Origin of the sequence: Pseudomonas sp. FFUP_PS_473, from assembly GCF_002858665.1 — a bacterium.
Lineage (GTDB): Bacteria > Pseudomonadota > Gammaproteobacteria > Pseudomonadales > Pseudomonadaceae > Aquipseudomonas > Aquipseudomonas defluvii.
The window spans coordinates 60,114-85,247 of sequence record NZ_PJQQ01000015.1; the positions used below are offsets into that span (position 1 = coordinate 60,114).

24 protein-coding genes are annotated in these 25,134 nt (G+C 60.1%); 10 read left to right on the top strand and 14 right to left on the bottom strand.

Annotated features, from left to right (window positions below; genetic code table 11):
• Window positions 1-67 precede the first annotated feature (67 nt).
• The 7 genes from CYD26_RS12440 to CYD26_RS12470 form a co-directional block, all read right to left on the bottom strand.
• The gene (locus CYD26_RS12440; RefSeq protein ID WP_065758125.1) at window positions 68-967 is read right to left on the bottom strand and encodes a response regulator; all 900 of its coding nucleotides are present in this window, start codon (window positions 965-967) and stop codon (window positions 68-70) included.
• Window positions 968-1,129: 162 nt separating this feature from the next.
• Window positions 1,130-1,888 carry a phosphate signaling complex protein PhoU gene (gene phoU / locus CYD26_RS12445; RefSeq protein ID WP_065758124.1) on the bottom strand — a complete coding sequence of 253 codons (759 nt, stop codon included), beginning with the start codon at window positions 1,886-1,888 and terminating at the stop codon, window positions 1,130-1,132.
• 56 nt (window positions 1,889-1,944) lie between these two features.
• Window positions 1,945-2,778: a phosphate ABC transporter ATP-binding protein PstB gene (gene pstB, locus CYD26_RS12450; protein WP_102052732.1), complete on the bottom strand. Its 834-nt coding sequence runs from the start codon at window positions 2,776-2,778 to the stop codon at window positions 1,945-1,947.
• 82 nt (window positions 2,779-2,860) lie between these two features.
• On the bottom strand, window positions 2,861-4,531 hold the full coding sequence (gene pstA, locus CYD26_RS12455) for a phosphate ABC transporter permease PstA (protein ID WP_102052733.1): 1,671 nt from the start codon (window positions 4,529-4,531) through the stop codon (window positions 2,861-2,863).
• Between the two features lie 17 nt (window positions 4,532-4,548).
• Complete coding sequence (locus CYD26_RS12460; RefSeq protein WP_099776381.1) at window positions 4,549-6,837, bottom strand: ABC transporter permease subunit; 2,289 nt, start codon at window positions 6,835-6,837, stop codon at window positions 4,549-4,551.
• A 138-nt stretch (window positions 6,838-6,975) separates the two neighbouring features.
• Entirely contained in the window at window positions 6,976-7,962 is a 987-nt protein-coding gene (locus CYD26_RS12465; RefSeq protein ID WP_102052734.1) for a phosphate ABC transporter substrate-binding protein PstS, read from the bottom strand.
• Between the two features lie 162 nt (window positions 7,963-8,124).
• Window positions 8,125-9,414 (bottom strand): MFS transporter, encoded by a 1,290-nt coding sequence (locus tag CYD26_RS12470; RefSeq protein WP_065758119.1) that lies wholly within the window; start codon window positions 9,412-9,414, stop codon window positions 8,125-8,127.
• Between the two features lie 362 nt (window positions 9,415-9,776).
• Between CYD26_RS12470 and CYD26_RS12475 the strand changes: the two genes are divergently transcribed.
• Both CYD26_RS12475 and CYD26_RS12480 read left to right on the top strand, forming a co-directional pair.
• Complete coding sequence (locus tag CYD26_RS12475) at window positions 9,777-10,178, top strand: acyl-CoA thioesterase (RefSeq protein WP_065758118.1); 402 nt, start codon at window positions 9,777-9,779, stop codon at window positions 10,176-10,178.
• Between the two features lie 72 nt (window positions 10,179-10,250).
• Complete coding sequence (locus tag CYD26_RS12480) at window positions 10,251-11,147, top strand: D-hexose-6-phosphate mutarotase (RefSeq protein WP_102052735.1); 897 nt, start codon at window positions 10,251-10,253, stop codon at window positions 11,145-11,147.
• A gap of 36 nt (window positions 11,148-11,183) precedes the next feature.
• Here the strand turns inward: CYD26_RS12480 and CYD26_RS12485 are convergent, their stop codons facing one another.
• The 6 genes from CYD26_RS12485 to CYD26_RS12510 form a co-directional block, all read right to left on the bottom strand.
• Window positions 11,184-11,717: a DUF3299 domain-containing protein gene (locus tag CYD26_RS12485; protein ID WP_102052736.1), complete on the bottom strand. Its 534-nt coding sequence runs from the start codon at window positions 11,715-11,717 to the stop codon at window positions 11,184-11,186.
• A 52-nt stretch (window positions 11,718-11,769) separates the two neighbouring features.
• Complete coding sequence (locus tag CYD26_RS12490) at window positions 11,770-12,015, bottom strand: GlsB/YeaQ/YmgE family stress response membrane protein (protein WP_065758115.1); 246 nt, start codon at window positions 12,013-12,015, stop codon at window positions 11,770-11,772.
• 92 nt (window positions 12,016-12,107) lie between these two features.
• Complete coding sequence (locus CYD26_RS12495) at window positions 12,108-13,190, bottom strand: 5-(carboxyamino)imidazole ribonucleotide synthase (RefSeq protein ID WP_102052737.1); 1,083 nt, start codon at window positions 13,188-13,190, stop codon at window positions 12,108-12,110.
• Between the two features lie 10 nt (window positions 13,191-13,200).
• Window positions 13,201-13,692 carry a 5-(carboxyamino)imidazole ribonucleotide mutase gene (gene purE / locus CYD26_RS12500; RefSeq protein ID WP_065758113.1) on the bottom strand — a complete coding sequence of 164 codons (492 nt, stop codon included), beginning with the start codon at window positions 13,690-13,692 and terminating at the stop codon, window positions 13,201-13,203.
• Window positions 13,693-13,895: 203 nt separating this feature from the next.
• Window positions 13,896-14,507, bottom strand: coding sequence for a hypothetical protein (locus tag CYD26_RS12505; protein ID WP_102052738.1), 612 nt, complete (start codon window positions 14,505-14,507; stop codon window positions 13,896-13,898).
• A 160-nt stretch (window positions 14,508-14,667) separates the two neighbouring features.
• The gene (locus CYD26_RS12510; protein WP_102052739.1) at window positions 14,668-15,570 is read right to left on the bottom strand and encodes a LysR substrate-binding domain-containing protein; all 903 of its coding nucleotides are present in this window, start codon (window positions 15,568-15,570) and stop codon (window positions 14,668-14,670) included.
• Window positions 15,571-15,749: 179 nt separating this feature from the next.
• Here CYD26_RS12510 and aspA point away from each other — a divergent pair, with 179 nt between their 5' ends.
• The 5 genes from aspA to CYD26_RS12535 all read left to right on the top strand — a co-directional run bounded on the left by aspA (window position 15,750) and on the right by CYD26_RS12535 (window position 21,735).
• The gene (gene aspA, locus CYD26_RS12515) at window positions 15,750-17,174 is read left to right on the top strand and encodes an aspartate ammonia-lyase (RefSeq protein WP_065758110.1); all 1,425 of its coding nucleotides are present in this window, start codon (window positions 15,750-15,752) and stop codon (window positions 17,172-17,174) included.
• Window positions 17,175-17,376: 202 nt separating this feature from the next.
• Window positions 17,377-18,372: an asparaginase gene (locus tag CYD26_RS12520; RefSeq protein ID WP_102052740.1), complete on the top strand. Its 996-nt coding sequence runs from the start codon at window positions 17,377-17,379 to the stop codon at window positions 18,370-18,372.
• Window positions 18,373-18,466: 94 nt separating this feature from the next.
• Entirely contained in the window at window positions 18,467-19,459 is a 993-nt protein-coding gene (locus CYD26_RS12525; protein WP_065758108.1) for an AraC family transcriptional regulator, read from the top strand.
• A gap of 132 nt (window positions 19,460-19,591) precedes the next feature.
• Window positions 19,592-20,638 carry a histone deacetylase family protein gene (locus CYD26_RS12530; protein WP_065758107.1) on the top strand — a complete coding sequence of 349 codons (1,047 nt, stop codon included), beginning with the start codon at window positions 19,592-19,594 and terminating at the stop codon, window positions 20,636-20,638.
• On the top strand, window positions 20,635-21,735 hold the full coding sequence (locus CYD26_RS12535) for a polyamine ABC transporter substrate-binding protein (RefSeq protein WP_099776394.1): 1,101 nt from the start codon (window positions 20,635-20,637) through the stop codon (window positions 21,733-21,735). The genes CYD26_RS12530 and CYD26_RS12535 overlap by 4 nt, the downstream gene beginning before the upstream one ends.
• Here CYD26_RS12535 and CYD26_RS12540 read toward each other — a convergent pair whose 3' ends face one another.
• Window positions 21,736-23,265, bottom strand: coding sequence for a PLP-dependent aminotransferase family protein (locus tag CYD26_RS12540; protein ID WP_102052741.1), 1,530 nt, complete (start codon window positions 23,263-23,265; stop codon window positions 21,736-21,738).
• Between the two features lie 90 nt (window positions 23,266-23,355).
• Between CYD26_RS12540 and CYD26_RS12545 the strand changes: the two genes are divergently transcribed.
• From CYD26_RS12545 to CYD26_RS12555, 3 genes are read left to right on the top strand one after another with little or no spacing between them, the layout of a single operon-like run.
• Window positions 23,356-23,985: an FMN-binding negative transcriptional regulator gene (locus CYD26_RS12545; RefSeq protein ID WP_102052742.1), complete on the top strand. Its 630-nt coding sequence runs from the start codon at window positions 23,356-23,358 to the stop codon at window positions 23,983-23,985.
• A gap of 11 nt (window positions 23,986-23,996) precedes the next feature.
• Window positions 23,997-24,443 carry a GNAT family N-acetyltransferase gene (locus CYD26_RS12550; RefSeq protein ID WP_065758103.1) on the top strand — a complete coding sequence of 149 codons (447 nt, stop codon included), beginning with the start codon at window positions 23,997-23,999 and terminating at the stop codon, window positions 24,441-24,443.
• 16 nt (window positions 24,444-24,459) lie between these two features.
• Window positions 24,460-25,134, top strand: coding sequence for a GNAT family N-acetyltransferase (locus tag CYD26_RS12555; protein ID WP_102052743.1), 675 nt, complete (start codon window positions 24,460-24,462; stop codon window positions 25,132-25,134).

Genomic DNA, 25,134 nt, shown 5'->3' on the forward strand with positions numbered 1-25,134 from the left:
GCAGGATGGCCTGGTAGAACTGACCTGTAGGGCATGCAGCAGGCCCTACAGGCGTCGACGAGGCGGATCAGGCGCCGGGGGTGAAGTGCTTCTGCGCCGTACCCCGGGCAATCAGCCGCGAAACGTAGTCGAGCTTCTGCGCGTCCTGGTCGACGAAACGGAACGTAATCTGCAACCAGTCGCTGTCCGGCCTTGGCTCCAAGGCCGCTACCGCATGCAGGTAGCCGTTCAAGCGTGCGGTTTCAGCACTTTCACCCTGCTCAAGGTCGAGCACCGCGCCTTCCAGCACTTGCGGCAGTGTCTCACTGCGGCGCACCACAATCAGGGCTTCCTTGAGGCTCAGGGCCTTGATCACACAGGGCTGAGTACCACTTGGCAAGCGCAGTTGGCCTTGACCACGACCGGCCGGAGCTGCCGCCTTGGCCTGTGGCGTGGGTGCATTGATCAGCGGCTTGGCTGGGGCAACCGCGGGTGCAGCCGTCGGCTTGACGGTTTCGGCCTTGCCGCCGGTCAGGGCGCTCAACGAATCATTGGCAAACGCGGAGTTGGCGCGGGTCGGCGCGCTGGACAGCAGTGCGTCGAGCTTGCCCACCTTGGACAAGGCTTTCTTGACCTTGGTCAGCAACTGCTCGTTCGTGAACGGCTTGCCGATAAAGTCCGAAACGCCAGCCTGGATAGCCTGGACAACGTTTTCTTTATCGCCACGGCTGGTCACCATGATGAAGGGCAACGCCTTCATCGACTCCTGCTGGCGACACCAGGTCAGCAGCTCAATACCCGACATTTCCGGCATTTCCCAGTCGCACAGCACCAGGTCAAAGGCCTCACGGGACAAGATTGCCTGAGCCTTGCGACCGTTGACCGCATCTTCGGTCACGATGCCGGGGAAGGCATTGCGCAGGCATTTCTTTACCAGATCGCGGATGAAGGGCGCATCATCCACCACCAAAACACTGACTTTACTCATCGCCACTCCTTTTCAACCCCGGCTAGCATAACGCTGACTGATGGCCATCTGCCAAAAACGGGTCACGCCGGGACTCTCTTGCGTTCGCGGGGTGCCACCTCACTTGCTCGACCGCAAACGAAAACGCCCGGCCAAGGCCGGGCGTTCATTCTCGGGGCAGTCTTACTTATCGTCCGATTTGCCGGGAACATTAGCCTTTTCGGCGCCGCCCTGAACCTCTTCTTTCATCCTTGCCAAGCCCAGATGGCGAACGTCGGTGCCGCGCACCAGATAAATCACCAGCTCGGCGATGTTGCGTGCGTGGTCACCGATACGCTCGAGCGAGCGCAACGCCCAGATCACGCTCAATACCCGCGAAATAGAACGCGGGTCTTCCATCATGTAGGTCACCAGCTCGCGCAGCGCCGTTTTGTACTCACGGTCGATGGTCTTGTCGTACTGGGCCACCGACAACGCCAGGTCAGCGTCGAAGCGGGCGAAAGCGTCCAGCGCATCACGAACCATGTTACGCACTTGGTCGCCAATGTGACGTACTTCTACATAACCGCGTGGCGACTCGCCCTCTTCGCACAGCTGGATGGCACGACGGGCGATCTTGGTCGATTCGTCACCAATGCGCTCCAGGTCGATCACCGACTTGGAAATGCTGATGATCAAACGCAGGTCGGAGGCAGCCGGCTGTCGACGGGCCAGAATGCGTACGCACTCTTCGTCGATGTTGCGTTCCATCTGGTTGATCTGCTCGTCCACCTCACGCACCTGCTGGGCAAGGCCCGAGTCGGCCTCGATCAGCGCGGTCACCGCGTCGTTGACCTGTTTCTCGACCAGGCCACCCATCGCCAGGAGGTGGCTGCGCACTTCTTCAAGCTCGGCGTTGAACTGCTGGGAGATGTGATGGGTAAGGCTGTCTTTATCGATCATGGAGAATCCTTGGGGCATCCGGTGAATACGGTCAGGCGGCGTTCAGGCGCTGAGCCCTAGCCATAGCGACCGGTGATGTAGTCTTCGGTCTGTTTCTTCGCCGGGTTGGTGAACAGGGTGTCGGTATCACCAAACTCGACCAATTTGCCCATGTACATGAACGCGGTGTAGTCCGATACCCGTGCAGCCTGTTGCATGTTGTGGGTGACGATCACGATGGTGTACTTGGATTTCAGTTCGTAGATCAGCTCTTCGACCTTCAGCGTGGAGATCGGGTCGAGTGCCGAACACGGTTCGTCGAGCAGCAAGACTTCCGGCTCAACGGCGATGGTACGGGCAATCACCAGACGCTGCTGCTGACCACCGGACAAACCCAGTGCCGACTCATGCAGGCGATCCTTGACCTCATCCCACAGCGCCGCGCCCTTGAGCGCCCACTCAACGGCTTCGTCGAGCATACGCTTCTTGTTGATACCCTGAATACGCAGGCCGTAGACCACGTTCTCATAGATAGTCTTGGGGAACGGGTTCGGCTTCTGGAACACCATGCCGACGCGACGACGCAGCTCGGCGACATCCTCGCCCTTGCGGTAGATGTTGTTGCCATACAGGTTGATCGCGCCTTCGACACGGCAACCATCGACCAGATCGTTCATCCGGTTGAAGGTTCGCAGCAGGGTCGACTTGCCGCAACCGGACGGGCCGATGAAGGCAGTAACGCGCTGCTTGGGAATATTCATGCTGACGTCAAACAGTGCCTGCTTCTCGCCGTAGTACAGGCTCAAACCCGGCACTTCGATGGCCACGGTTTCTTCCGCCAGGCGCAGGCTCTGCTTGTCGCGACCCAGGGCCGACATATCGATGCCGTGGGCGTGGGATTCATGCTGCATGGTTAGACTCCATACGCTATCAATTTCGTTTCATCGAACCGCCCGGTGACCGGGCGGCACTTGCAATTCAGGGGGCTGTCGATCAGCTGTCCAGCGCCTTGTACTTCTCGCGCAGGTGGTTACGGATCCACACCGCCGAAAGGTTGAGGGTGGCGATCACCAGCACCAGCAACAGGGCGGTGGCGTACACCAGCGGCCGCGCGGCCTCGACGTTCGGGCTCTGGAAGCCCACGTCATAGATGTGGAAGCCCAGGTGCATGATCTTCTGGTCCAGGTGCAGGTACGGGTAGTTACCGTCCACTGGCAACGACGGCGCCAGTTTCACCACACCTACCAGCATCAGCGGTGCCACCTCACCGGCGGCACGCGCAACGGCCAGGATCATGCCGGTCATCATCGCCGGGCTGGCCATTGGCAGAACGATTTTCCACAGCGTTTCGGCCTTGGTCGCACCGAGGGCCAACGAGCCCTCACGCACGGTACGCGGGATACGCGCCAGGCCTTCTTCGGTAGCCACGATCACCACCGGCACGGCCAGCAGGGCCAGGGTCAGCGAGGCCCACAGCAGGCCTGGAGTACCCAGGGTAGGCGCCGGCAGCGCTTCGGGGAAAAACAGCCGATCGAGCGAGCCGCCCAGCACGTAGACGAAGAAGCCCAGGCCGAACACGCCGTAAACGATGGCCGGAACACCCGCAAGGTTGTTCACCGCAATACGGATCAAGCGCGTGACCGGGCCCTGACGTGCATATTCACGCAGGTACACCGCCGCCAGTACGCCGAACGGCGTGACGATCACGGCCATGATCAGGGTCATCATCACGGTACCGAAGATGGCCGGGAAGATACCGCCCTCAGTGTTGGCTTCACGCGGGTCGTCGCTCAAAAACTCCCAGACCTTTGCGAAGTAGGTGCCCAGCTTGGTAAAGGTACCCATGCCGTTTGGCTGATAGGCATGCACCACCTTGTCCAGGTTGATCTCTACTTCGCGACCATTACCATCACGGGCAACCAGACTGTCGCGGCTGAACTCGCGATGCAGCGCGCCCAAGCGGTCCTCAACGGCCTTGTAGCGGCTGTCCAGCTCGGCGCGCTCGGCGTCCATGTCCGCCTGAGCAGCGGCGTCCAGCTTGCCGTCAAGCTCAAGTTTACGGCTGTGAAGGCGCAGGCGCTCCAGGCCATGGTTGATCGCACCGATGTCTTTCTTCTCAAGGGTCTGCAGGTCGCCGGCCAGTTTGCTGGCACGCTTGAGGCGCGCTTGCAGCTCGCCCCAGGCCGCTTGACCTTCGGCGACAACCTTGCCGTTTTCCTTGACGCTGACCAGGTAGCCGTAGAAGTTGCCCCACTCGCGGCGTTCCAGAGCGATCAGTTCGGCGGGGGTGGTTTGATCCACCAGCCAGTCACCGACCACCCAGGTGAAGTCGCTGCCATTGAGGTCGCGATTACCGACCTTGATCAGCTCGCGGGTCATGAACTCCGGGCCGTTGTCCGGCACCGGCAGACCGGCGCCCTTCAAACGCGCCAGCGGCACCTCTTCCTTCTGTACCACTTCACCGATGACCACATGATCAGCCTGGCCCGGTACCTTATAGGTGGCCTGGATCAGGTCGGCCGGCCAGAAGTGGCCTAGGCCACGCACGGCGATCACCGCCAGCAGGCCCACGGTCATGATCACCGCAATGGCGACCGCGCCACCGCTGATCCAGACGCCAGGGGCGCCGCTCTTGAACCAGCTTTTGAGGGAATCCTTTTTCACGGATCTCTACCTTCCTATCAAAGCGACGAGTATTTCTTGCGCAGACGCTGGCGAATCAGCTCGGCCAAGGTGTTCATCACGAAGGTGAACATCAGCAGTACCAGCGCGGCGAGGAACAGCACGCGGTAATGGCTGCCACCGACTTCCGATTCCGGCATCTCCACCGCGACGTTGGCCGCCAGGGTGCGCATACCTTCAAACAGGTTCAGTTCCATGACCGGGGTGTTACCCGTGGCCATCAGCACGATCATGGTTTCACCGACCGCACGGCCCATACCGATCATCAGCGCCGAGAAGATCCCCGGGCTGGCGGTCAGGATGACCACACGGGTCAGGGTCTGCCACGGCGTGGCGCCCAGCGCCAAGGAACCCAGGGTCAGGCTGCGTGGCACGCTGAACACGGCGTCTTCGGCAATCGAGTAGATGTTCGGGATCACCGCGAAGCCCATGGCGATACCAACTACCAGGGCGTTGCGCTGGTCGTAGGTGATGCCCAGGTCGTTGCTGATCCAAAGGCGCATGTCGCCGCCGAACCACCAGGTTTCGATGAACGGACTCATGTACAGGGCGAACCAGCCGGTGAACAGGATCACCGGGATGAGGATCGCTGCTTCCCAGCCATCTGGCACACGCAGGCGCAGCGATTCCGGCAGGCGGCTCCAGGCGAAGCCGGCCAGCAGGATGCCGATCGGCATCAGCAGGAAGAGGCTGAACACACCCGGCAGGTGGCCTTCAAGGTACGGTGCGAGGAACAGGCCGGCGAAGAAGCCGAGGATCACCGTCGGCATCGCTTCCATCAGCTCAATCACCGGCTTGACCTTGCGGCGCATGCCTGGGGCCATGAAGTAGGCGGTGTAAATCGCTGCGGCAATAGCCAAGGGTGCCGCCAGGATCATCGCATAGAACGCGGCCTTGAGGGTACCGAAGGTCAGTGGCGAAAGGCTCAACTTAGGCTCGAAGTCGGTGTTCGAAGCAGTCGACTGCCAGACGTACTTGGGCTCGTCGTAGTTCTCGTACCAGACCTTGCTCCACAGCGCGCTCCAGGATACTTCCGGGTGCGGGTTCTTCAGGCTCAAGGGCAGCAGCTTGCCGCCTTCTTCGATGAAGATGCGGTTGGCCCGCGGCGACAGGGCGAGGATGCCTGCGCCCTCGGCAGCAGGCTCGACCAGCAGGGTGCGGTGCGCGGTGCTGTGGAACACGCCGAGCTTGCCCGAGCTGTCCAGGGCGATGAAGCCTTTGCGGCGATCTTCGGCGTCTATCTGGACTACGGGTGCAGTGCCCATCTGGAAGCTACGAATCAGCTTGAAGCGCTGCTCGCCATCCGGATCGCGGGCCATGAACCACTGGCTCAGGCCACCCTTGGAGTCACCGAAGACCAGCGATATACCGCCGACCAGTTGGGCACTGGCAGTGATCTCGGCCTGGCCATCGTCGAGCAGCTTGTAGCGACCATTAAGACTCTTGTCGCGCAGGCTGAACACATCGGCCTGGGCGCGACCGTTAACCACATACAACCATTGCTGACGCGGGTCGATGAAGATCGCCTTCACCGGCTCGGTCATCTGCGGCAGGTCGATGCGGTTCTGCTCGCTGGTGACCTCACCGGTCATCATGTTCTCTTCGCGAGTCAGCTGGGTCACCAGCAGTTGCGAGCCGTGCGAGCCTGCCACCGTTATGGTCTCGCCGTTGACGTTGACGCTGACGTGCTCAAGTGCGCGGCCCTGCTCGTCGAGCACGAACGGCTCTTGGCCATACGGGAAGTCGATGCCAGGGGTGATGGTCTTCTTGTTGTCCGGATAGGTGATCTTGTAGGCGTGGTGGAATACCACGGCCTGACCGTTGGACAAGCCCAGCACGATCAGCGAGCTACCCGGCTGGTCGGTACTGATCGAAGTCACCTGGGTGCCGGCCGGCACGGGCAGGTCGACGCGGTTGATTTCAGCACCGGTCTTGGTGTCGAAGAACAGCGCCTGGCCCTTATCGGACACACGCATACCGACGAGGTTTTGCTCCTCAAGAGCAATCATCAGCGGTTTGCCGGCATCCTGCTGCAGCCAGGTCGGCTCCATGGCTTTCTTACTGGTCAGCTCGGCGCCCTGAAACAGTGGCAGCACGACATAAGCCAGATAGAAAAAGATCAGGGTGATCGCCGCCAGCACGGCAAGCCCGCCTACCAGTACATACCAGCGGGTCAGGCGATCCTTGAACGCACGCATCTTGCGCTTGCGTTGCAACTCGGGCGCATTGAAATCAATCCGCACGGGGGGAGAATTTTGGGTCATGGTGGAGTTGGCCAGATCATTCATGCGCACACCCTAGCGGTCCCGTATTACAAAAACATGACAGTGCATTGACGCAAAAAAGCCCGCCGCTCAGGAGTTCTGGCTTCGGACCGGGAATGGGTGGGAGGGCTAGCCGTAGGCCAGCCCTCACCGGGGTCTCACTTAGTTACCGTTGTGCGACAGACCGAGATCCGCCATGGCCTTGTCGACCACTTTCTTCGGCAGCGGGATGTAACCATCTTTCACTACGACCTGCTGGCCAGCTTGCGACAGGACCAGCTTGATGAACTCGGCGTCCAGCGGAGCCAGAGGCTTGTTCGGGGCCTTGTTGACGTAAACGTAGAGGAAGCGCGACAGCGGGTAGGTGCCGTTCAGGGCGTTGCTTTCGTTGTCTTCAACGAACTCGCCGCCTTCTTTCTTGGCCAGGGCTACAGTCTTGACGCTGGCGGTTTTGTAGCCGATGCCCGAGTAACCGATGCCGTTCAGCGAGCTGCTGATCGACTGCACGACCGAAGCCGAGCCTGGCTGTTCGTTGACGTTAGGCTTGAAGTCGCCTTTGCACAGGGCTTCTTCCTTGAAGTAGCCGTAGGTGCCGGACACCGAGTTACGACCGAACAACTGAACCGGCTTGTTGGCCAGGTCGCCGGTCACACCCAGGTCACCCCAGGTTTTGACATCGTTCTTGCCACCGCACAGGCGAGTCGACGAGAAGATCGCATCGACCTGAGCCATAGTCAGACCCTTGATCGGGTTGTCCTTGTGCACGAAGACCGCCAGGGCATCAACAGCAACCGGGATTGCGGTTGGCTTGTAGCCATACTTCTGCTCGAACGCCTGCAGCTCGACGTCCTTCATCTTGCGGCTCATCGGGCCCAGGTTAGCGGTGCCTTCAGTCAGTGCAGGCGGTGCGGTGGAGGAACCGGCAGCCTGAATCTGAATGTTCACGTTCGGGTATTCTTTTTTGTAGGCTTCAGCCCACAGGGTCATCAGGTTGGCCAGGGTATCGGAACCGACGCTGGAGAGGTTGCCCGACACGCCAGTGGTTTTGACGTAAGTCGGAATAGCAGGGTCAACAGCGGCAACCGCATTAGCGGTGGCAACGCCAGCGGCGGCAAACGTCAGGGCCGCCATCAAACGCTTCAGTTTCATGCCTTGCTCCTAGCAGGAATTGGGGTTGAGATGAATCGGGCCCCAGTATCTGCAGGGCATATGACCACTCTATGAAGTGAATATGACAATTAGATGAATGGCCATCACCACTCAGGCAGGAAGGCCTTTTCAAAATGTAACGACTGCTGGGCTAGAGCGCTTTCAGCGCTTCGTTGCCAGTAAATAGCAACCCACCAGCAGACCAATGGTGCAAATACCGGCCACGTAATAGGACGGGCCCATGGGGCTGAGCTTGAGCAGATAGGTCACGACCATCGGCGTCAGGCCACCAAAAATGGCGTACGCCAGGTTGTAGGAGAAGGACAGGCCACTGAACCGCACCACGGGCGGAAACGCCCGTACCATCACATAAGGCACTGCACCGACGATGCCGACGCACAACCCGGTCAGTGCATACATCGGAAACAGCCACTCGGGATGGGTCGCCAGGCTGTGATAAAACGCCCATGAGCTGGCCAGCAGGCACAGGCTGCCCACCACGAACACCCGCCCGGCACCGAAGCGATCAGCGAGCATGCCGGCGGCGACACAGCCGAAGCTGAGCAGGACAATGGCCAGGCTATTGGCCTGCAGCGCAACGGTCATGGGAATACCGTAGACCGTCTCCAGCACGGTCGGGGTCATCAGGATCACCACGATGATGCCCGCCGACAGCAGCCAGGTCAGCAACATCGACAGGATGATGGCACTGCGGTGATCACGCAGCACCGCACGCAGCGGCACTTCTTCGGCCAACGCCTGGCGCGCCTTCATCTCGGCGAACACCGGGGTTTCGTGCAACCAGCGACGCAGATAGACCGAAAACAGACCAAACACACCCCCCAGCAGGAACGGAATCCGCCAAGCGTAGTCAGACAGTTCCTGCTCACTGTAGAGGCTGCTAATGAGGGTAGCCACCAGCGAGCCGAGCAGAATGCCGGAGGTCAGCCCCGCCGTGAGGGTGCCGCAGGCATAACCGGTATTGCGTGCCGGGACATGCTCGGAGACGAACACCCAGGCGCCTGGGACTTCGCCACCGATGGCCGCGCCCTGGATCACCCGCATCAACAACAGCAGGATCGGCGCCCACATGCCAATCTGCGCGTAGGTCGGGAGCAAGCCCATGATCAGTGTCGGCACAGACATCATGAAGATGCTCAGGGTGAACATCTTCTTGCGCCCCAACAGGTCACCGAAGTGTGCCATGACGATACCGCCCAGTGGGCGTGCCAGGTAGCCGGCAGCAAAGATGCCGAAGGTCTGCATCAGGCGCAGCCATTCAGGCATGTCGGCGGGGAAGAACAAGTGGCCGACCACTTTGGCGAAGAACACAAAGATAATGAAGTCGTAGAACTCCAGCGCACCACCCAGGGCGGAAAGCGACAAGGTCTTGTAGTCACTGCGAGTCAGCGGCCGCGAGGGCTGCGCGATACTGGTGGGCACGGAGGTCATCGACGCGTCTCTTATTGATGGTTAAAGCGGCAACAGCGCTGGTTGCAGCCAGGGAAAAATGTTGGATCCGAGGCAATTTGCTTGAAAACGTACAGGATGTACACATTCACGACAGATAATGGTGACCGTATGGTCGTCGCTGCACGCGAGGCTCTATATACTGGCCCCATGCAGGAAAAGGCTACGCCTTATGGAGGATGTTGTGCGAAAGCGCCGCTGAATATACTTAGTCGGTTTCGCAGAGTTTCCTTTCGCCGCCTGGCTAAAGCGAACGCAGCGTAGCGTGCGTATGCTGAATCGTTTGTCGAGGCGTCCACACTGCGCTAACCAATGAAGCGTCACGGGTCAGAGGCTACCCCGGCATGATTGAACTCGAACAAGAAGATCCTATCCCGCAAGGCGACCTGGCCCTGCAAATCACTGCATTGCCACGTGAAACCAACGGTTTCGGCGATATCTATGGCGGCTGGCTAGTCGCCCAGATGGACCTCGCCGGCACGGCCATGGCCAGCCGTGTTGCAGGAGGCCGCGTGGCTACCGTCGCAATTGATCGCATGGCCTTCCTGGTGCCTGTCGCCGTCGGCGCACAACTGTCCTTCTATACCCAGACCCTGGAGATCGGCCGCAGCTCGATCCAGATGATGGTCGAAGTGTGGAGCGATGATCCGCTGTCCAGCGAATGGCGCAAGGTCACCGAAGCGGTGTTCGTCTTCGTTGCCATCGACGGCAGCGGTCGCACCCGCTCGGTTCCACCTCGTCGCTGAGCGGCTGGCGCGGTACACTCGGCGGTAGACGAGAGGTCAACGACCTTACGGCAACCGAACGAGATCAGACGCATGTCCACACCCAAGGTAGAGTCGGAAAAACACGGCGAGCTCAACTGCTGGCGCATCACCAGCGACAGCGCTGAGCTACTGATCGCCCAGCAGGGTGCCCAGGTGCTGAGCTACCAACGGGTTGGCGAGCCGCCGCTGCTGTGGTTGAGCGACCAGGCCCTGTTCAAGCAGGGCAAGTCGGTACGCGCAGGCGTGCCGGTATGCTGGCCCTGGTTTGGCAACCTGGCGCGCAACCCGCAAAGCGTGCAGGCCATGTACCAGGCCAGTGAAGCGCCCGCCCACGGCCTGGCACGCGAGCGCGACTGGCAACTGTTGGGCATCGACAGCAGCAGCACCGAGCTGCGTATCGACTTCACCCTGCCGCAAGCCCTGGGCCACCTGCCCGGCTGGCCGCATACCGTCGCGTTGAACCTGAGCATCGTCATGGGCGAGCAACTCAACCTGACCTTGTGCAGCGAAAACCTGGGTAGCGACCCCGTCACCATCAGCCAGGCGCTGCACAGCTACTTCGCGGTCAGTGATGTACGCCAGGTTCGGGTCGAAGGCGTGGCCGGGCTGAACTACATCGAAACGCTGGCCAACTGGGAGCAGCGCAACCAACAGGGCGACCTGGGTTTTGCCGGGGAAACCGACCGCATCTACCTACAGGCACCTGAGCAACTGAGCATTGTCGACCCGGCCTGGAACCGTCGCATCCTGTTGCGCAGCAGTGGCTCGCGCTCGGCCGTCATCTGGAACCCCTGGACCGACCGCGCCGCCGAACTGATCGACATGGCCAACGATGGCTGGCAGCGCATGCTGTGCATCGAGACGGCGAATGTCTGGGACGATCTCGTGCAACTGGCACCAGGCGCCCGTCACACCTTGAGCCTGAGTATCGGCAGCGAGCCGCTCTAAACCCGGACTACTGTGGGCGTTGGCTTGCCAACGCCATCAAAAGTCAGCGTCCGTCACCACCCGTACCTGCCCGGCGTCCAGCGCATAGGCTGCATCCGCCAGGTCGTTGCTGACCTTCTCGACCGTCAACGTGCCTGTAACCCATAACGGCGTGTAGATATCGTCCAGTTTCAAGCCTTTGGGGTAACGCACCAGTACCAGCTGGTTCGGTGGCGGTGGCGGCACATGAATGCAGGCACCTGGGTAGGGCACCAGGAAAAACAAGGTGCTTTTGCCTTTGGCATCGGTTTCCAGAGGTACCGGATAGCCACCCAGGCGGATGTGCTTGCCGTTCATGGACGCAACGGTCTTGCTCGAGTACATCACCGCTGGCAGGCCCTTGCTTTGCTTCAAGCCGCCCTTGTTGCTGAACGTGCCATTGGCTTCGGGAGAGTTGTGGTCAATTTCGGGCATTTCCTCAAGCGCCTTCTGGTCCGACTTGGGCATCAGCTCCAACCAGTCGGTTTCCGGCAACTCGGCATGGGCCAGGCCACTGCAAAACAGGAGAGCACACAGGAAAATACGGCGCATGAAAAACTCGGCAACAAGGGGAACGTAAGTTGCCGAGCATTCTAGCCTGACGTCAGTTCTTTTTGATGAAACCGAAGATCAGCAACAGCACAATCGCACCGACCAGCGCGCCGAAAAAACCTGCCCCCTCGCCAGCATGGTAGATCCCCAAGGCCTGGCCACCATAGGTGGCAGCCACGGATCCACAGATGCCGAGCACAATCGTCATGATCCAGCCCATGTTGTCGTCGCCTGGCTTGAGGAAGCGTGCCAGCAGACCCACGACCAGGCCGATGAAGATAGTTCCAATGATGCCCATGGCGATCCCTCTGAAGTGCGTGCATTGGCCAAAGCCTAGTCAGCGCTTTGGCATCCTGCCATCAGAGGGACGCGGGAGCAGGAAGGTTCCGCTCAAGCGGAAATCAATGCTTCAACCTGCTGGATTTTCTGCTCGAGCGTGGCCTTGTCGGCACAACGCAGGGTGGCGTGGCCAACCTTGCGCCCGGCCTTGAAGGCTTTGCCGTAGTGATGCAGATGGCAGTCGTCGATAGCGATGACCTGCTCCACCGCCGGCACTTCGCCGATGAAGTTGAGCATGGCGCTTTCGCCGACCTTGTCGGTCGAACCCAGCGGCAGGCCCGCAACGGCGCGCAGGTGGTTCTCGAACTGGCTGCACTCGGCGCCTTCGATGGTCCAGTGCCCGGAGTTGTGAACCCGCGGCGCGATTTCGTTGGCTTTCAGGCCGCCATCCACCTCGAAGAACTCGAACGCCAGCACACCCACGTAGTCGAGGTGCTTCAGCACACGCCCGGCGTAGTCTTGCGCCAACGCCTGCAGTGGATGCTCGCTGCTGGCAACCGACAAGCGCAGGATGCCGCTCTCGTGAGTGTTGTGGACCAGCGGGTAGAAACGGGTTTCACCGTCACGGGCGCGCACGGCGATCAACGAGACTTCGCCAGTAAATGGCACAAAGCCTTCCAACAGGCACGGCACGCTACCCAGCTCGGCGAAAGTACCCACTACATCGGCTGCAGTTCGCAGTACTTTCTGGCCTTTTCCGTCATAACCCAAGGTACGGGTTTTCAGCACTGCAGGCAGGCCGATGCTGGCCACCGCGGCGTCTAGGTCAGCTTGCGACTGGATATCGGCGAAGGACGGGGTTGGAATACCCAGGTCCTTGAACATGCTCTTCTCGAACCAGCGATCACGCGCAATACGCAGGGATTCGGCGCTTGGGTAAACCGGTACGAACTGCGACAGAAAGGCGACGGTTTCGGCTGGCACGCTTTCGAACTCGAACGTTACCAGATCGACTTCGTCGGCCAATTGGCGCAAGTGGTCCTGGTCACCGTAATCGGCGCGCAGGTGCTCGCCCAACGACGCAGCACAGGCGTCCGGTGCAGGGTCAAGGAAAGCGAATTTCATGCCCAGCGGAGTGCCTGCCAGGGCCAACATGCGGCCCAACTGGCCGCCACCGATTACACCGATTTTCATGCTCGTGACCTCAGGCCTGGCGTGGATCTGGATTGTCCAGAACGCTGTCTGTCTGCTCGGCGCGGAACTGCTTCAGCACGGCGTGGAACTGAGGGTGCTTGGCCCCCAGGATGCTCGCTGAAAGCAACGCGGCATTGATCGCACCGGCCTTGCCGATAGCCAGGGTTGCCACCGGAATACCGGCGGGCATCTGCACGATCGACAGCAACGAGTCGACACCCGAGAGCATCGAGGACTGCACAGGCACACCCAAAACCGGCAGGTGAGTCTTGGCAGCGCACATGCCCGGCAGGTGGGCTGCGCCCCCTGCACCGGCGATGATCACCTCGATGCCACGGCCCTCAGCTTCTTCGGCATACTGGAACAGCAGGTCCGGCGTGCGATGGGCGGAGACCACCTTCACTTCGTAGGGAATGCCGAGTTTTTCCAGCATATCGGCGGTGTGGCTAAGGGTGGACCAATCGGACTTGGAGCCCATGATCACGCCAACCAGTGCACTCATCGTCGAGCCTCTTCTCTTGGGCGCCTTCAGGCGCGTCAAAAAACAACAAGCCACGCGGGACGACCGGCGTGGCTTGTTATGCGAATTCATTGGCAGGTGGGACCGGCCAAGGGCCGCGCAGTATACCGTAAAGCAGCCAGAAGAAAGCCCCCTTGCCGACCATTAGTCAGTGCAGCAAGGGCGCATTGCTTTTGTACCCGGTATTACTCTACCGATGCGAGAAAATCGGCCATACGGCTGCGATTGACGTCAGAGAATCTGTAGTCCTTCGCATAGAGCGGATTGTTGGCTTCATGCATGTAGGTTTGTGTTGGCGGGATGCCAAACGTCACTTCCGCATGCTCATGCGAAGCGTTGAATGTATGGCCCAGTTCATGGGCGATATGCTGGTAACCCTGAACGGACGCCAGGAAAAAATTCCCGCCAACCTGGGCCATGCCATGCACGCTGCTGGAGATCCCGTCCTGGGTGATGAGCCCATAACGATAGTTGTGGCGGTAGGACAGATCGTTCTCTTGGGCAAACGTTGCTCCGCGCGAGGCGAACTCATCGAGACTCGACCGCTCCCTGCCCAGTTCGGTCTTGTAACTGAAGTCGGTCACACCTGGGATGGCGTAGTGAAGCTCGACAATGATTTCACGCTGGAATACCTGCTCCAGCTCATACATCAAGTCCTTCAGATAGTCGCGGTAGATGATCGGTCGATAGCCTTCATCGAGATCATCGTGGCAGAACAGGTAGATGAACACGGGCTTTTTCTCGTACTTGTCAAAGTCCCCGTACTTTTCGTAAAGATCGTATTTTTTATAGAGCATTCCGAAATCCTTTCAGAAGAGTGCGCCCGTCCTAATGACAGGCGCGGCGTGAAGAAGCCGTCGACATAACCTACAAGTCATGCCAACGCCCGGCATTCAGCCATCCCCCCTTCATCGTGTAGCGCTTGCAGCTAAACGGTGTAGGAAGCCCGCAAAGACATCAGCTTGCCGCAGCCTGCTCCAGCTTGCGCCAGAGCAATCGAACATTGGCCTTGCGCACCAGCGCGCAGCGATACACGCGGATCTCCAGTGGCACGTGCCACTGGCTGCCACCACAAATCACCAGTTCCCCCCGTTCCAACTCAGCCCTTGCCGACAGCCGTGGCACCCAGGCGATACCGAGCCCCTCCAGCGCCATGCTCTTGAGGCTGTCGGCCATGGCCGTCTCGTAGACTGTGGTGAAGCGCAGGTTGCGCTGACGCAACAACAGGTTCACCGAGCGCCCGAGGAATGCCCCGGCGCTGTACGCCAACAACGGCACACTGCCCTCGCCTTCGAGGTCGAACAGCGGTTTGCCGTCCGCGTCTGCCGCGCAGACTGGGAGCATCTCGGTATGCCCCAAGTGCAGCGACGGGAAGATTTCCGCATCCATCTGCAGCGCGGCATCCGGGTCATAGAACGCCAACATCAGATCGCAACCCCCTTCACGCAAGGCATGCACCGCATCGCCAACGTTAGTTGCAACCAAACGTGTCGCGATATTGAGCCCATCGTTGCGTAATTGGGCGATCCAGCGCGGGAAAAAGCCCAGTGCCAGAGAGTGCGCCGCGGACACCTGAATGACCTCGCCCTGCCCACCTTCGAGGTGATGCAAATGGCGCAGTACCTCGCCCAACTGATCGACCACAGTACGCGCCGTCACCAGAAACAACTGGCCAGCAGCCGTCAACTCAATGGGTGTACGCGAACGGTTGACCAGGGTCAGACCCAACGCCGCCTCCAGGCTGCGAATACGCCGGCTGAAGGCCGGCTGGGTCACGAAACGGCGCTCGGCCGCTTGCGAAAAGCTCCGGGTAGCGGCCAGCGCACTGAAGTCTTCCAGCCATTTACTTTCAAGGTTCATCAAGGGTCTCCAGGCATGCACCAAAATGGCACACGCTCGAATAGCTGTTGGCGTCACATCGACCATTATGCCGTTTGTGCATAGGTTAGCGTGCAACAGCATTGGCCGCAAAACTCCCGCAGACCTAGGATTGGCGCCATTCCGGCATGTGCCGGGCCAAACTCGAGATGATATCTATCATGTCCGCTGCTGCATCGTTCCGTGTTGAAAAAGACCTGCTTGGCACCCTCGAAGTCCCTGCTGATGCCTACTACGGCATCCAGACCCTGCGTGCTGCCAACAACTTCCACCTCTCCGGCGTACCGCTGTCGCACTACCCTAAGTTGGTTGTGGCCCTGGCCATGGTCAAACAGGCTGCTGCTGACGCCAACCGCGAGCTGGGTCACCTGAACGATACCAAGCACGCTGCCATCAGCGAGGCTTGCGCCCGTCTGATCCGCGGCGACTACCACGAACAGTTCGTGGTGGACATGATCCAGGGCGGTGCTGGCACTTCGACCAACATGAACGCCAACGAAGTCATCGCCAACATCGCACTTGAGGCCATGGGCCATCAAAAGGGTGAGTACAAGTACCTGCACCCGAACAACGATGTGAACATGGCGCAGTCGACCAACGACGCCTACCCGACCGCAATCCGTCTGGGCCTGCTGCTTGGTCACGATGCCCTGCTGGCCAGCCTCGACAGCCTGATCCAGGCCTTCGCTGCCAAGGGTGAAGAGTTCAACCACGTACTGAAAATGGGCCGTACCCAGCTGCAGGACGCGGTACCGATGACCCTCGGCCAGGAATTCCGTGCCTTTGCCACCACCCTGACCGAAGACCTCAACCGCCTGCGCACCCTGGCACCGGAAGTCCTGACGGAAGTCAACCTGGGCGGTACCGCCATCGGTACCGGCATCAACGCCGACCCAGGCTACCAGCACCTGGCCGTACAGCGCCTGGCAGAAATCAGCGGCCAACCGCTGGTACCGGCTGCCGACCTGATCGAAGCCACCTCGGACATGGGCGCATTCGTCTTGTTCTCCGGCATGCTCAAGCGCACTGCGGTCAAGCTGTCGAAGATCTGTAATGACCTGCGTCTGCTGTCCAGCGGCCCGCGCACCGGCATCAACGAAATCAACCTGCCAGCACGCCAGCCGGGCAGCTCGATCATGCCAGGCAAGGTCAACCCGGTGATCCCGGAAGCCGTCAACCAGGTGGCCTTCGCCATCATCGGTAATGATCTGGCCCTGACCATTGCAGCCGAAGGCGGCCAACTGCAGCTGAACGTGATGGAACCGCTGATCGCCTACAAGATCTTCGATTCGATCCGCCTGCTGCAACGCGCCATGGACATGCTGCGCGAGCACTGCATCGTCGACATCACTGCCAACGAGCAGCGCTGCCGTGAACTGGTCGAGCACTCGATCGGCCTGGTCACTGCCCTGAACCCGTACATCGGCTACGAAAACGCCACCCGTATCGCCCGTATTGCGCTGGAAAGCGGCCGCGGCGTACTGGAACTGGTGCGCGAAGAAGGCTTGCTCGACGACGCCATGCTCGACGACATCCTGCGCCCGGAAAACATGATTGCACCGCGTCTGGTACCGCTGAAGGCTTAACCCTCAGTACCTCATGCAAACCGCTCACCAGGTCGAGGGACTAGACACCTCTCACCTTTTGAGGGCCTGGAGCCGAATGCTCCAGGCCCTTTTTTTTGCCTGCGATTTCATCTACAGCTTTTACCCTGCTGACGCAGACAAGGCTCACGACGATGGCGTACTGTGATCTGCTTCTAACAAGACTGACCACGGAGACAGGCGAATGAACCCCGTTACCGCGCATCCCGCTCGCAATATCATGGTGCTCTACACCGGCGGCACCATCGGCATGCAGACCAGCGCCCACGGCCTGACGCCGGCCTCAGGCTTTGAACAACGGATGCGCGAACAACTGACGGGCCTGGCGTTGCCCCATTGGCAGTTTCGCGAACTGCTGCCGCTGATCGACAGCGCCAACATGACCCCGCAATACTGGCAGCGCCTGCGCGAAGCCGTTATCGACGCGGTCGACAACCAAGGCTGCGATGCCGTGCTGGTGCTACACGGTACCGACACCCTGGCCTACAGCGCGGCCGCCATGAGTTTCCAGTTGCTGGGGTTGCCGGCACCGCTGCTGTTTACCGGCTCGATGCTGCCAGCCGGCGCCCCCGACAGCGATGCCGAAGAAAATATCGTTGGCGCTTTGCAGACACTGGCCGCCGGGCACGTATCGGGCGTGCAACTGTACTTCCACGGCGAGCTGCTTACGCCGACCCGCTGCGCCAAGGTCCGCAGTTATGGCCGCCATCCCTTTGCCACACTGAAGCGCTTCGGTGGTGCAGCCAAGGCTGCATCGCTACCCGCCGAACTGGACTACCGTCACGCCAAGCAAACCGCCCAGGTTGCGGTGCTGCCACTGGTGCCCGGTTTTGCTGCCCAGCCACTGCTGGCGGTACTCGACAGTGGTGTTCAAGCCGTCATCCTGGAATGCTTCGGTAGCGGCACGGGCCCCTGCGATGACGTCGAGTTTCTTGCCAGCCTGAAGCTCGCCCAGACCCGCGGCATTGTGGTGGTGGCAATCACACAGTGTCACGAGGGCGGTGTCGACCTGAATGTCTATGAGGCCGGCAGTCGACTGCGTGAAGTGGGCGTAGTGTCTGGCGGCGGCATGACCCGCGAAGCAGCCTTCGGTAAATTGCAGGCCTTGCTGGGCGCGGGGCTGCCGGTGGACGAAGTACGTCGCCTGGTTGAACTCGATGTGTGCGGGGAACTGCGTTGAGTGCATCGTCAGGAAAAATAGACCTTGCTGGCAAAGGCGCCTTGAAGGCACATAAATTGCTAAGTTTCAGGCAGCCCTTTGTCGGATCTCAAACATGCTGCACTCGCACCTGACCACCCTCAATGCTGTGTCGCTCATGCTGAACGCCTTTCAGAGCGAAGGCCTGTGCAGCGAGAAATTACTTGTCGGCAGCGGTATCAGCCTGACCGACCTAAAGCGCTCAGACCCGCGCATCACCACCCGCCAGGAGATGCTGGTGTGTGCCAACGCCGTTGCCCTACGTCGTGAAATCGGCCTGGAACTTGGGCCGCGCATGCATGTCTCGTCCTACGGCATGCTCGGTTATGCACTGCTTTCCAGTGCCACCCTAGGTGACGCTTTACGATTGGCCCTGCGCTACCCCGCGCTGCTGGGAACACTTTTTCATCTGCGCCTGATCGAAGACGGCGACAAAATATGGCTCAGCGCCAGTGACTACCGCGAACAACCCCAACTGGCGGCGTTCAATGCCGAGTTGTGCATAGGATCGCTGAAAGTGATTTGCGACGACCTGTTAGGCTGCCCATTGCCGTTGCTCGGTGCGCGATTCGCCTATCCGCAACCCGACTACCATGAGCGTTACCGCCAGACGTTTTCCTGCCCATTGCATTTCGACGCCATCGATAATGCCTTTGCCTTCTGCGCTGACTGGCTGGCTCACCCCCTGCCACTGGCGGATGCCGTTACTCACAGGGCCATGGCCGAACGCTGTCGGCAGCAGAACCTGGAGTTTACCGGGCGTCAGGCCTGGCTCGGCCGAATTCGCCAGTTGCTACTGCAACAGCTCGATGCACCGCCCGGCCTTGAGGGCCTGGCCCGCCAGATGAACTGCTCTTCACGCACCTTGCGCCGCCACCTGCAAGAACTGGGCAGCAGCTACCAACAGTTGCTTGATGAATTGCGCTTTGAACGGGCCAAACAACTACTGAGCGAAGACCAGATGCCGATCCATCGCATTGCCGAACTGCTCGGTTTCAGCGAGACCGCCAGTTTTCGCCACGCTTTCTTGCGCTGGAGTGGCGTGGCACCAAGTCATTTCCGCATCTGAATAGCCGTATAAAGGGCGAAATGCGGACAGTCAGGCTGGCCATATAGATCCCCTTTTGGCCGTATTCGACGTTCTCCACAGGCAACGTACCCATCAACAATGGGCCACGCCAGTCAACGCGGAGAACAATAAATGCTGACGATCTATTCTGATGACCACCGCCTCCACCACGGCCGCTGCGAGCTGATCGACGGACAACTGATGCCCTGCTTTGAAATGCCTTCACGCGCTGATCATGTGCTGGAGCGCATAAAAGTACGCGAAATAGGCCCAGTACAGGCACCACAAGACTTCGGCCGAGAACCGATACTACGGGTGCATACACCCGACTATCTCGCCTTTTTTGAGCATGCCTGGCAGCGTTGGAGCGATATGGGTCATACGGGAGACCTGCTGCCTTTCACCTGGCCCGCTCGCACATTGCGACAGGTCAAACCACGCGGCCTTTTGGGCGAGTTGGGCTATTACAGCTTTGACGCCGGCGCACCGATCACTGCAGGCACCTGGCAGGCTGCCTACAGTGCAGCTCAGGTTGCCCTGACTGCGCAAGCGGCTATCCAGGCCGGCGCGCACAGTGCCTTTGCCCTATGCCGACCGCCAGGACACCACGCAGCGAGCGATGTAATGGGCGGTTACTGCTACCTGAACAACGCTGCGATTGCCGCTCAGGCGTTCTTGGACCAGGGCCATGAGCGCGTGGCGATCCTTGACGTGGACTACCACCACGGCAACGGCACTCAGGAAATCTTCTACTCGCGCAGCGACGTGTTCTTTGCTTCGATCCACGGCCATCCACAGGCAGAGTTCCCCTTCTTCCTCGGCTATGCCGACGAGGAGGGCGACGGCGAAGGTGTTGGCTATAACGTCAACTATCCGCTGCCAGCCGGGAGCGACTGGGCGACCTGGAGCGCAGCACTGGAAATGGCCTGCCAGCGGATCGAGGCCCATGCTGCGCAGGTGCTGGTGATTTCATTGGGCGTCGACACCTTCAAGGACGATCCGATCTCACAGTTCAAGCTGGACAGCCCCGATTACTTGCGCATGGGCGAGCGTATCGCGCGCTTGGGCATACCGACGCTGTTCGTCATGGAGGGCGGGTATGCCGTAGCGGAAATCGGTATCAACGCGGTGAACGTGCTGGAAGGTTTCGAACGCGCTCTGCAGGAGGTACACCCATGATTCGACTCAAACGCCTACTCACCCCACTGCTCTGCAGCACACTACTCGCCAGCAGCCTTCAAGCCGCCGAGCAACGCACGCTACGGGTGTACAACTGGTTCGACTACATCACCCCGCAAACCTTGGACGGCTTCCGCAAGACAACCGAGAGCAAGCTGATCTACGACATTTTCGACACCAACGAAGCGTTGGAGGCCAAACTGCTGACCGGTAACTCCGGTTACGACGTGGTGGTACCGTCCAACGTGTTCCTGGCCAAGCAGATCGAAGCAGGGGTGTTCCAACCGCTGGATCGCAGCAAGTTGCCGAATTGGGAGCATCTGGACCCAAAACTGATGAAATTGATCGAGGCCAACGACCCCGGCAACCAATTCGCCGTGCCCTATATGTACGGCACCGTGCTAATCGGTTTCAATCCGGCCAAGGTCAAGGCAGTGCTCGGCGACAACGCCCCGGTGGACAGCTGGGACTTGATCTTCAAAGAAGAGAACATCGCCAAACTCAAGCAGTGTGGTGTCGCGCTGCTTGATTCACCGTCAGAGATCCTTCCACTGGCGCTGCAATACCTGGGACTGGAACCGAACAGTAGCGCGCCGGCCGACTACAAGAAAGCCGAGGATCTGATGCTGAAGATTCGTCCATACATTACCTACTTCCATTCTTCTAAATACATGGCCGATATCGCCAATGGAGACATCTGCGTAGCCGTCGGCTACTCGGGTAGCTTCTCTCAGGCAGCCAACCGCGCCAGGGAAGCGAAGAACGGTGTAATCGTGGACATGCGCTTGCCGAAGGAAGGCGCACCGATCTGGTTCGACATGCTGGCCATCCCCAAAGGTGCGGCCAACCCCGAAGATGCGCACGCTTTCATCAACTACTTGTTGCAACCAGAGGTCGTTGCACCGATCAGCGACTTCGTCGGCTACCCGAACCCAAACAAGGACGCTACAGAACGGGTCAATCCAGCCATCCGTAACAACCCGAACCTGTACCCGACCGAAGAGGCCATGGCGAAACTTTATGCACTGAAGCCACTGCCTCGCGATGCGGAACGGGCACGTACCCGGGCCTGGACCAAGATCAAGTCCGGCACCTGATCAGCGACGCCAGGCACGCCGCAGGCGTGCCAAGGCATCGGCGATCGCGGCTTCAGGCACCGCAGCAAAGCCCAGTACCAGGCCGGCGCGTTTATCCACAGGGGTGCTTGAGTCCTCCAGCCAGTAATCGCTCAGTGGATTCAGTTCAACCCCGACGGCCTCCGCGCGGGCGATCAGTTCACGTTCGCGTGCCAGGCTGTCCACATCGACTTTGACATGCAGGCCCGCCGCCACCTCAGGCATTGCCCCGCAGCCAGGGATATCCACAGGCCACCCCGCCTTGAGCACATTGCGCCGACTCAACGCTGCCCGGCGCATACGACGGATATGCCGCTGAAAATGCCCTTGTGCCATGAACTGCGCCATCACCACCTGATTACCGATTTCCGAATGCCGCACCGCCAGTGCCCGACAGCGGGAAAATGCCTCGACCAATGGCGGCGGTACGACCAGATAACCCATGCGCAGGGCCGGAAAGGCGATCTTGCCGAAGGTACCGACATACAGCACACGGCCATGTGGGTCCAAGGCCGCCAAGGGCGCCAGGGGCGCACCGCTGTAGCGGTATTCACCGTCATAATCGTCCTCGACAATCCAGCCATCGCTGCGTTCAGCCCAGGCCAGCAGTTCCAGACGCCGGGCCAGGCTCATGGTGACGCCCGTAGGGTACTGGTGTGAAGGCGTCACGTAGCTCAGGCGGCACTGGGGCAGTGCCGACAAGGCTGCGCAATCCATCCCTTCGTTATCTACCGCAACACCGAACACCCGTGCCCCGGCAAGCGCGAACGCATGCCCGGCAGCCCGGTACCCAGGGTTTTCCACAGCCACCCCATCGCCAGGCTCCAGCAACAACTGTGCACAAAGGCTGATCGCCTGCTGTGCGCCACTGGTGATCACAATTTGTTCAGCGCTGCAGGAAAGTCCCCGAGAACGACGCAGGTAGGTCGCAATCAGTTCGCGCAAAATCGGCTCACCTGCCGGATCACCGTAACCGAGCAAGGCCGGATCGGGCTTACGCCAGAAACCCGCTTGTAGCTTGGCCCACGTCTCGAAGGGGAATAGATCGAAAGCGGGCGCACCAACCCGGAATGCCCTCGGTGGCCCGCTTTTCGGTGCTGGCAAATGATGCTTTTCAAGCCGACTCAAAGTCCCAGTGTGGATAACTCTACTGGTTAGATGCTCAGTGCTTTCTGGCGATTTTGTGGATAAGGCTGTGGAAAAACCCCGGGATAACCCTGTGGATATATTTGTGGATAGTTTTGGCAACTGAGCAACATAGGTGCCGTCCCCTACCCGGCTTTCAATAAAACCTTCGGCGTAAAGCTGGTCATAGGCACGCACCACACTGTTGCGCGACAGCGCCAATGCCTTGGCCAGATCGCGACTGGCCGGCAAACGTGTACCGCTGCCCAGTCGCCCATCCAGCACTCTGGCACGCAAGACTTGATACAACTGGCGACTCAACCCCAGACGCCGATCAAGTACGATACCCGTTGGATCAAAGGGCAATGACAGGGGCTGCTCGCGCACGGTATTGGACCTATAAAATCGTTAGTGAATGGCTCTTACCATAGGCCAATAGCCTGCCTAGGATGGCTGCATTCGCCAAGGACTATCGCCATGTATATACCCAGTGCGTTCCGGGACACCGATCTCGACAGCCTGCACCAGCAAATCGAACAGACCCGCCTTGCCGTTCTTGTCACACACGGCCAGCAGGGCTTGCAGGCGAGCCACCTGCCGTTGCTGTTGAAACGCGACGAAGGCCCTAACGGCACACTCTACGGGCATCTGGCCAAAGCCAACCCCCAGTGGCAGGACCTGGCCACTGGCAGCGAAGCGCTGCTGATCTTCGCGGGAGCCGACGCCTATGTCAGCCCGACCTTCTACCCAAGCAAAGCCGTGGACGGTAAAGCCGTACCCACCTGGAATTACCTGGCGGTGCATGCCTACGGCTGCGCCGAGGTGTTTGACGACCCGCAACGCTTGCACTCATTGCTCGACAGCCTCAGTGAGCGCCATGAGCGTGGCCGCCCACAGCCCTGGTCGATCAACGACGCGCCCGTCGACTATATCAACGGCATGCTCAAAGCGATTGTCGGCTTCGCCCTGCCGATTGAGCGCTTGCAAGGCAAACGCAAGACCAGCCAGAACCGCAACAGCGCCGACATTGAAGGCGTACGCAAAGGCCTGAGCGAGAGCCCAGACCCACTGGATAACCAATTGGCCGCCCTGATGCGCCAACCCTGAAGGAGCCTGAAATGCCCACCGTACAGATCCGCCCGGTCGAAGCCGACGACCATAGCGCCTGGCTGCCCCTGTGGCAGGCCTACCAGCGTTTCTACGAAACCCAGATTGATGAGCAGGTCAGCGCAGTGACCTGGCAACGCATGCTCGACCCCGCCGAACCCATTAATGCAGCCCTGGCCTGGGTCGACGGCAAGGCCGTGGGCATGGTTCATTGGATCTATCATCGTTCCTGTTGGACCACGGAAAACTCATGCTACCTGCAAGACCTGCTGGTCACTCAGGAGCACCGTGGCCTGGGCATTGGTCGGCAGTTGATCGAATTCGTCTACGCGACTGCCAGCGCTGCGGGATGCGCCAAGGTCCACTGGCTGACCCACGAGACCAACACCACCGCCATCGCTCTCTACGAGCAGTTGGCCGAACGTCCGGGCTTCATTCAGTTCCGCAAACTGTTGTAATTCGAGGAGCCGTCCCATGAACACTCTGCTGAACTGGCACCCCGCCAAACTGCCACCCGCCACCCCGTTGACCGGGCGTTTCATCCGCCTGGAGAAACTCAACCCGCGCCAGCACCGTGACGACCTCTGGGAAGTGTTCAATGGCCCCGATGCTGACGCTGCGCTATGGAGCTACCTGCCCTACGGCCCTTTCGAAGAACGTGAAGCGTTCGACCACTGGCTCGACAGCAATGCCGCCACCAGTGACCCGTTGTTCTACACCGTCATTGACCTGCACAATGGCCAGGCCCAGGGCATTCTCAGCCTGATGTCGATAGTGCCAGCACACGGTCGTATCGAGATTGGCCATGTCGCCTTCGGCGCCGCCATGCAGCGCACGCCGAAAGGTAGCGAAGCCATCTACCTGCTGGGCAAGCTGGCCTTTGAGCTGGGAAACCGCCGCCTGGAATGGAAGTGCAACGACGCCAATAGCCGTTCCAAACGGGCGGCTGAACGCTTCGGCTTCCACTATGAAGGGCTGTTTCGCAAGCATATGGTGGTCAAGGGACAGAACCGCGATACGGCCTGGTACTCGATCACCGACGATGAATGGCCTGCCATCGCTGCCGGTTTCGAGCGCTGGCTCGCGGCAGAAAACCAGCGCCCTGACGGTCAGCTCAGAACGCTGGAGGCGTGTCGCGAATCCGCCTGA

Bases quoted from the DNA above. Each gene is read 5' to 3' on its own strand.
- CYD26_RS12550 (WP_065758103.1), top strand. From the start codon at position 23,997: ATGCCCACCGTACAGATCCGCCCGGTCGAAGCCGACGACCATAGCGCC.
- CYD26_RS12520 (WP_102052740.1), top strand. From the start codon at position 17,377: ATGAACCCCGTTACCGCGCATCCCGCTCGCAATATCATGGTGCTCTAC.
- CYD26_RS12545 (WP_102052742.1), top strand. From the start codon at position 23,356: ATGTATATACCCAGTGCGTTCCGGGACACCGATCTCGACAGCCTGCAC.
- CYD26_RS12480 (WP_102052735.1), top strand. From the start codon at position 10,251: ATGTCCACACCCAAGGTAGAGTCGGAAAAACACGGCGAGCTCAACTGC.
- CYD26_RS12460 (WP_099776381.1), bottom strand. From the start codon at position 6,837: ATGAATGATCTGGCCAACTCCACCATGACCCAAAATTCTCCCCCCGTG.
- CYD26_RS12535 (WP_099776394.1), top strand. From the start codon at position 20,635: ATGATTCGACTCAAACGCCTACTCACCCCACTGCTCTGCAGCACACTA.
- CYD26_RS12465 (WP_102052734.1), bottom strand. From the start codon at position 7,962: ATGAAACTGAAGCGTTTGATGGCGGCCCTGACGTTTGCCGCCGCTGGC.
- aspA (WP_065758110.1), top strand. From the start codon at position 15,750: ATGTCCGCTGCTGCATCGTTCCGTGTTGAAAAAGACCTGCTTGGCACC.
- CYD26_RS12525 (WP_065758108.1), top strand. From the start codon at position 18,467: ATGCTGCACTCGCACCTGACCACCCTCAATGCTGTGTCGCTCATGCTG.
- CYD26_RS12440 (WP_065758125.1), bottom strand. From the start codon at position 967: ATGAGTAAAGTCAGTGTTTTGGTGGTGGATGATGCGCCCTTCATCCGC.
- purE (WP_065758113.1), bottom strand. From the start codon at position 13,692: ATGAGTGCACTGGTTGGCGTGATCATGGGCTCCAAGTCCGATTGGTCC.
- phoU (WP_065758124.1), bottom strand. From the start codon at position 1,888: ATGATCGATAAAGACAGCCTTACCCATCACATCTCCCAGCAGTTCAAC.
- pstB (WP_102052732.1), bottom strand. From the start codon at position 2,778: ATGCAGCATGAATCCCACGCCCACGGCATCGATATGTCGGCCCTGGGT.
- CYD26_RS12475 (WP_065758118.1), top strand. From the start codon at position 9,777: ATGATTGAACTCGAACAAGAAGATCCTATCCCGCAAGGCGACCTGGCC.
- CYD26_RS12510 (WP_102052739.1), bottom strand. From the start codon at position 15,570: ATGAACCTTGAAAGTAAATGGCTGGAAGACTTCAGTGCGCTGGCCGCT.
- CYD26_RS12555 (WP_102052743.1), top strand. From the start codon at position 24,460: ATGAACACTCTGCTGAACTGGCACCCCGCCAAACTGCCACCCGCCACC.
- CYD26_RS12490 (WP_065758115.1), bottom strand. From the start codon at position 12,015: ATGGGCATCATTGGAACTATCTTCATCGGCCTGGTCGTGGGTCTGCTG.
- CYD26_RS12470 (WP_065758119.1), bottom strand. From the start codon at position 9,414: ATGACCTCCGTGCCCACCAGTATCGCGCAGCCCTCGCGGCCGCTGACT.
- CYD26_RS12505 (WP_102052738.1), bottom strand. From the start codon at position 14,507: ATGCTCTATAAAAAATACGATCTTTACGAAAAGTACGGGGACTTTGAC.
- CYD26_RS12485 (WP_102052736.1), bottom strand. From the start codon at position 11,717: ATGCGCCGTATTTTCCTGTGTGCTCTCCTGTTTTGCAGTGGCCTGGCC.
- CYD26_RS12495 (WP_102052737.1), bottom strand. From the start codon at position 13,190: ATGAAAATCGGTGTAATCGGTGGCGGCCAGTTGGGCCGCATGTTGGCC.
- CYD26_RS12530 (WP_065758107.1), top strand. From the start codon at position 19,592: ATGCTGACGATCTATTCTGATGACCACCGCCTCCACCACGGCCGCTGC.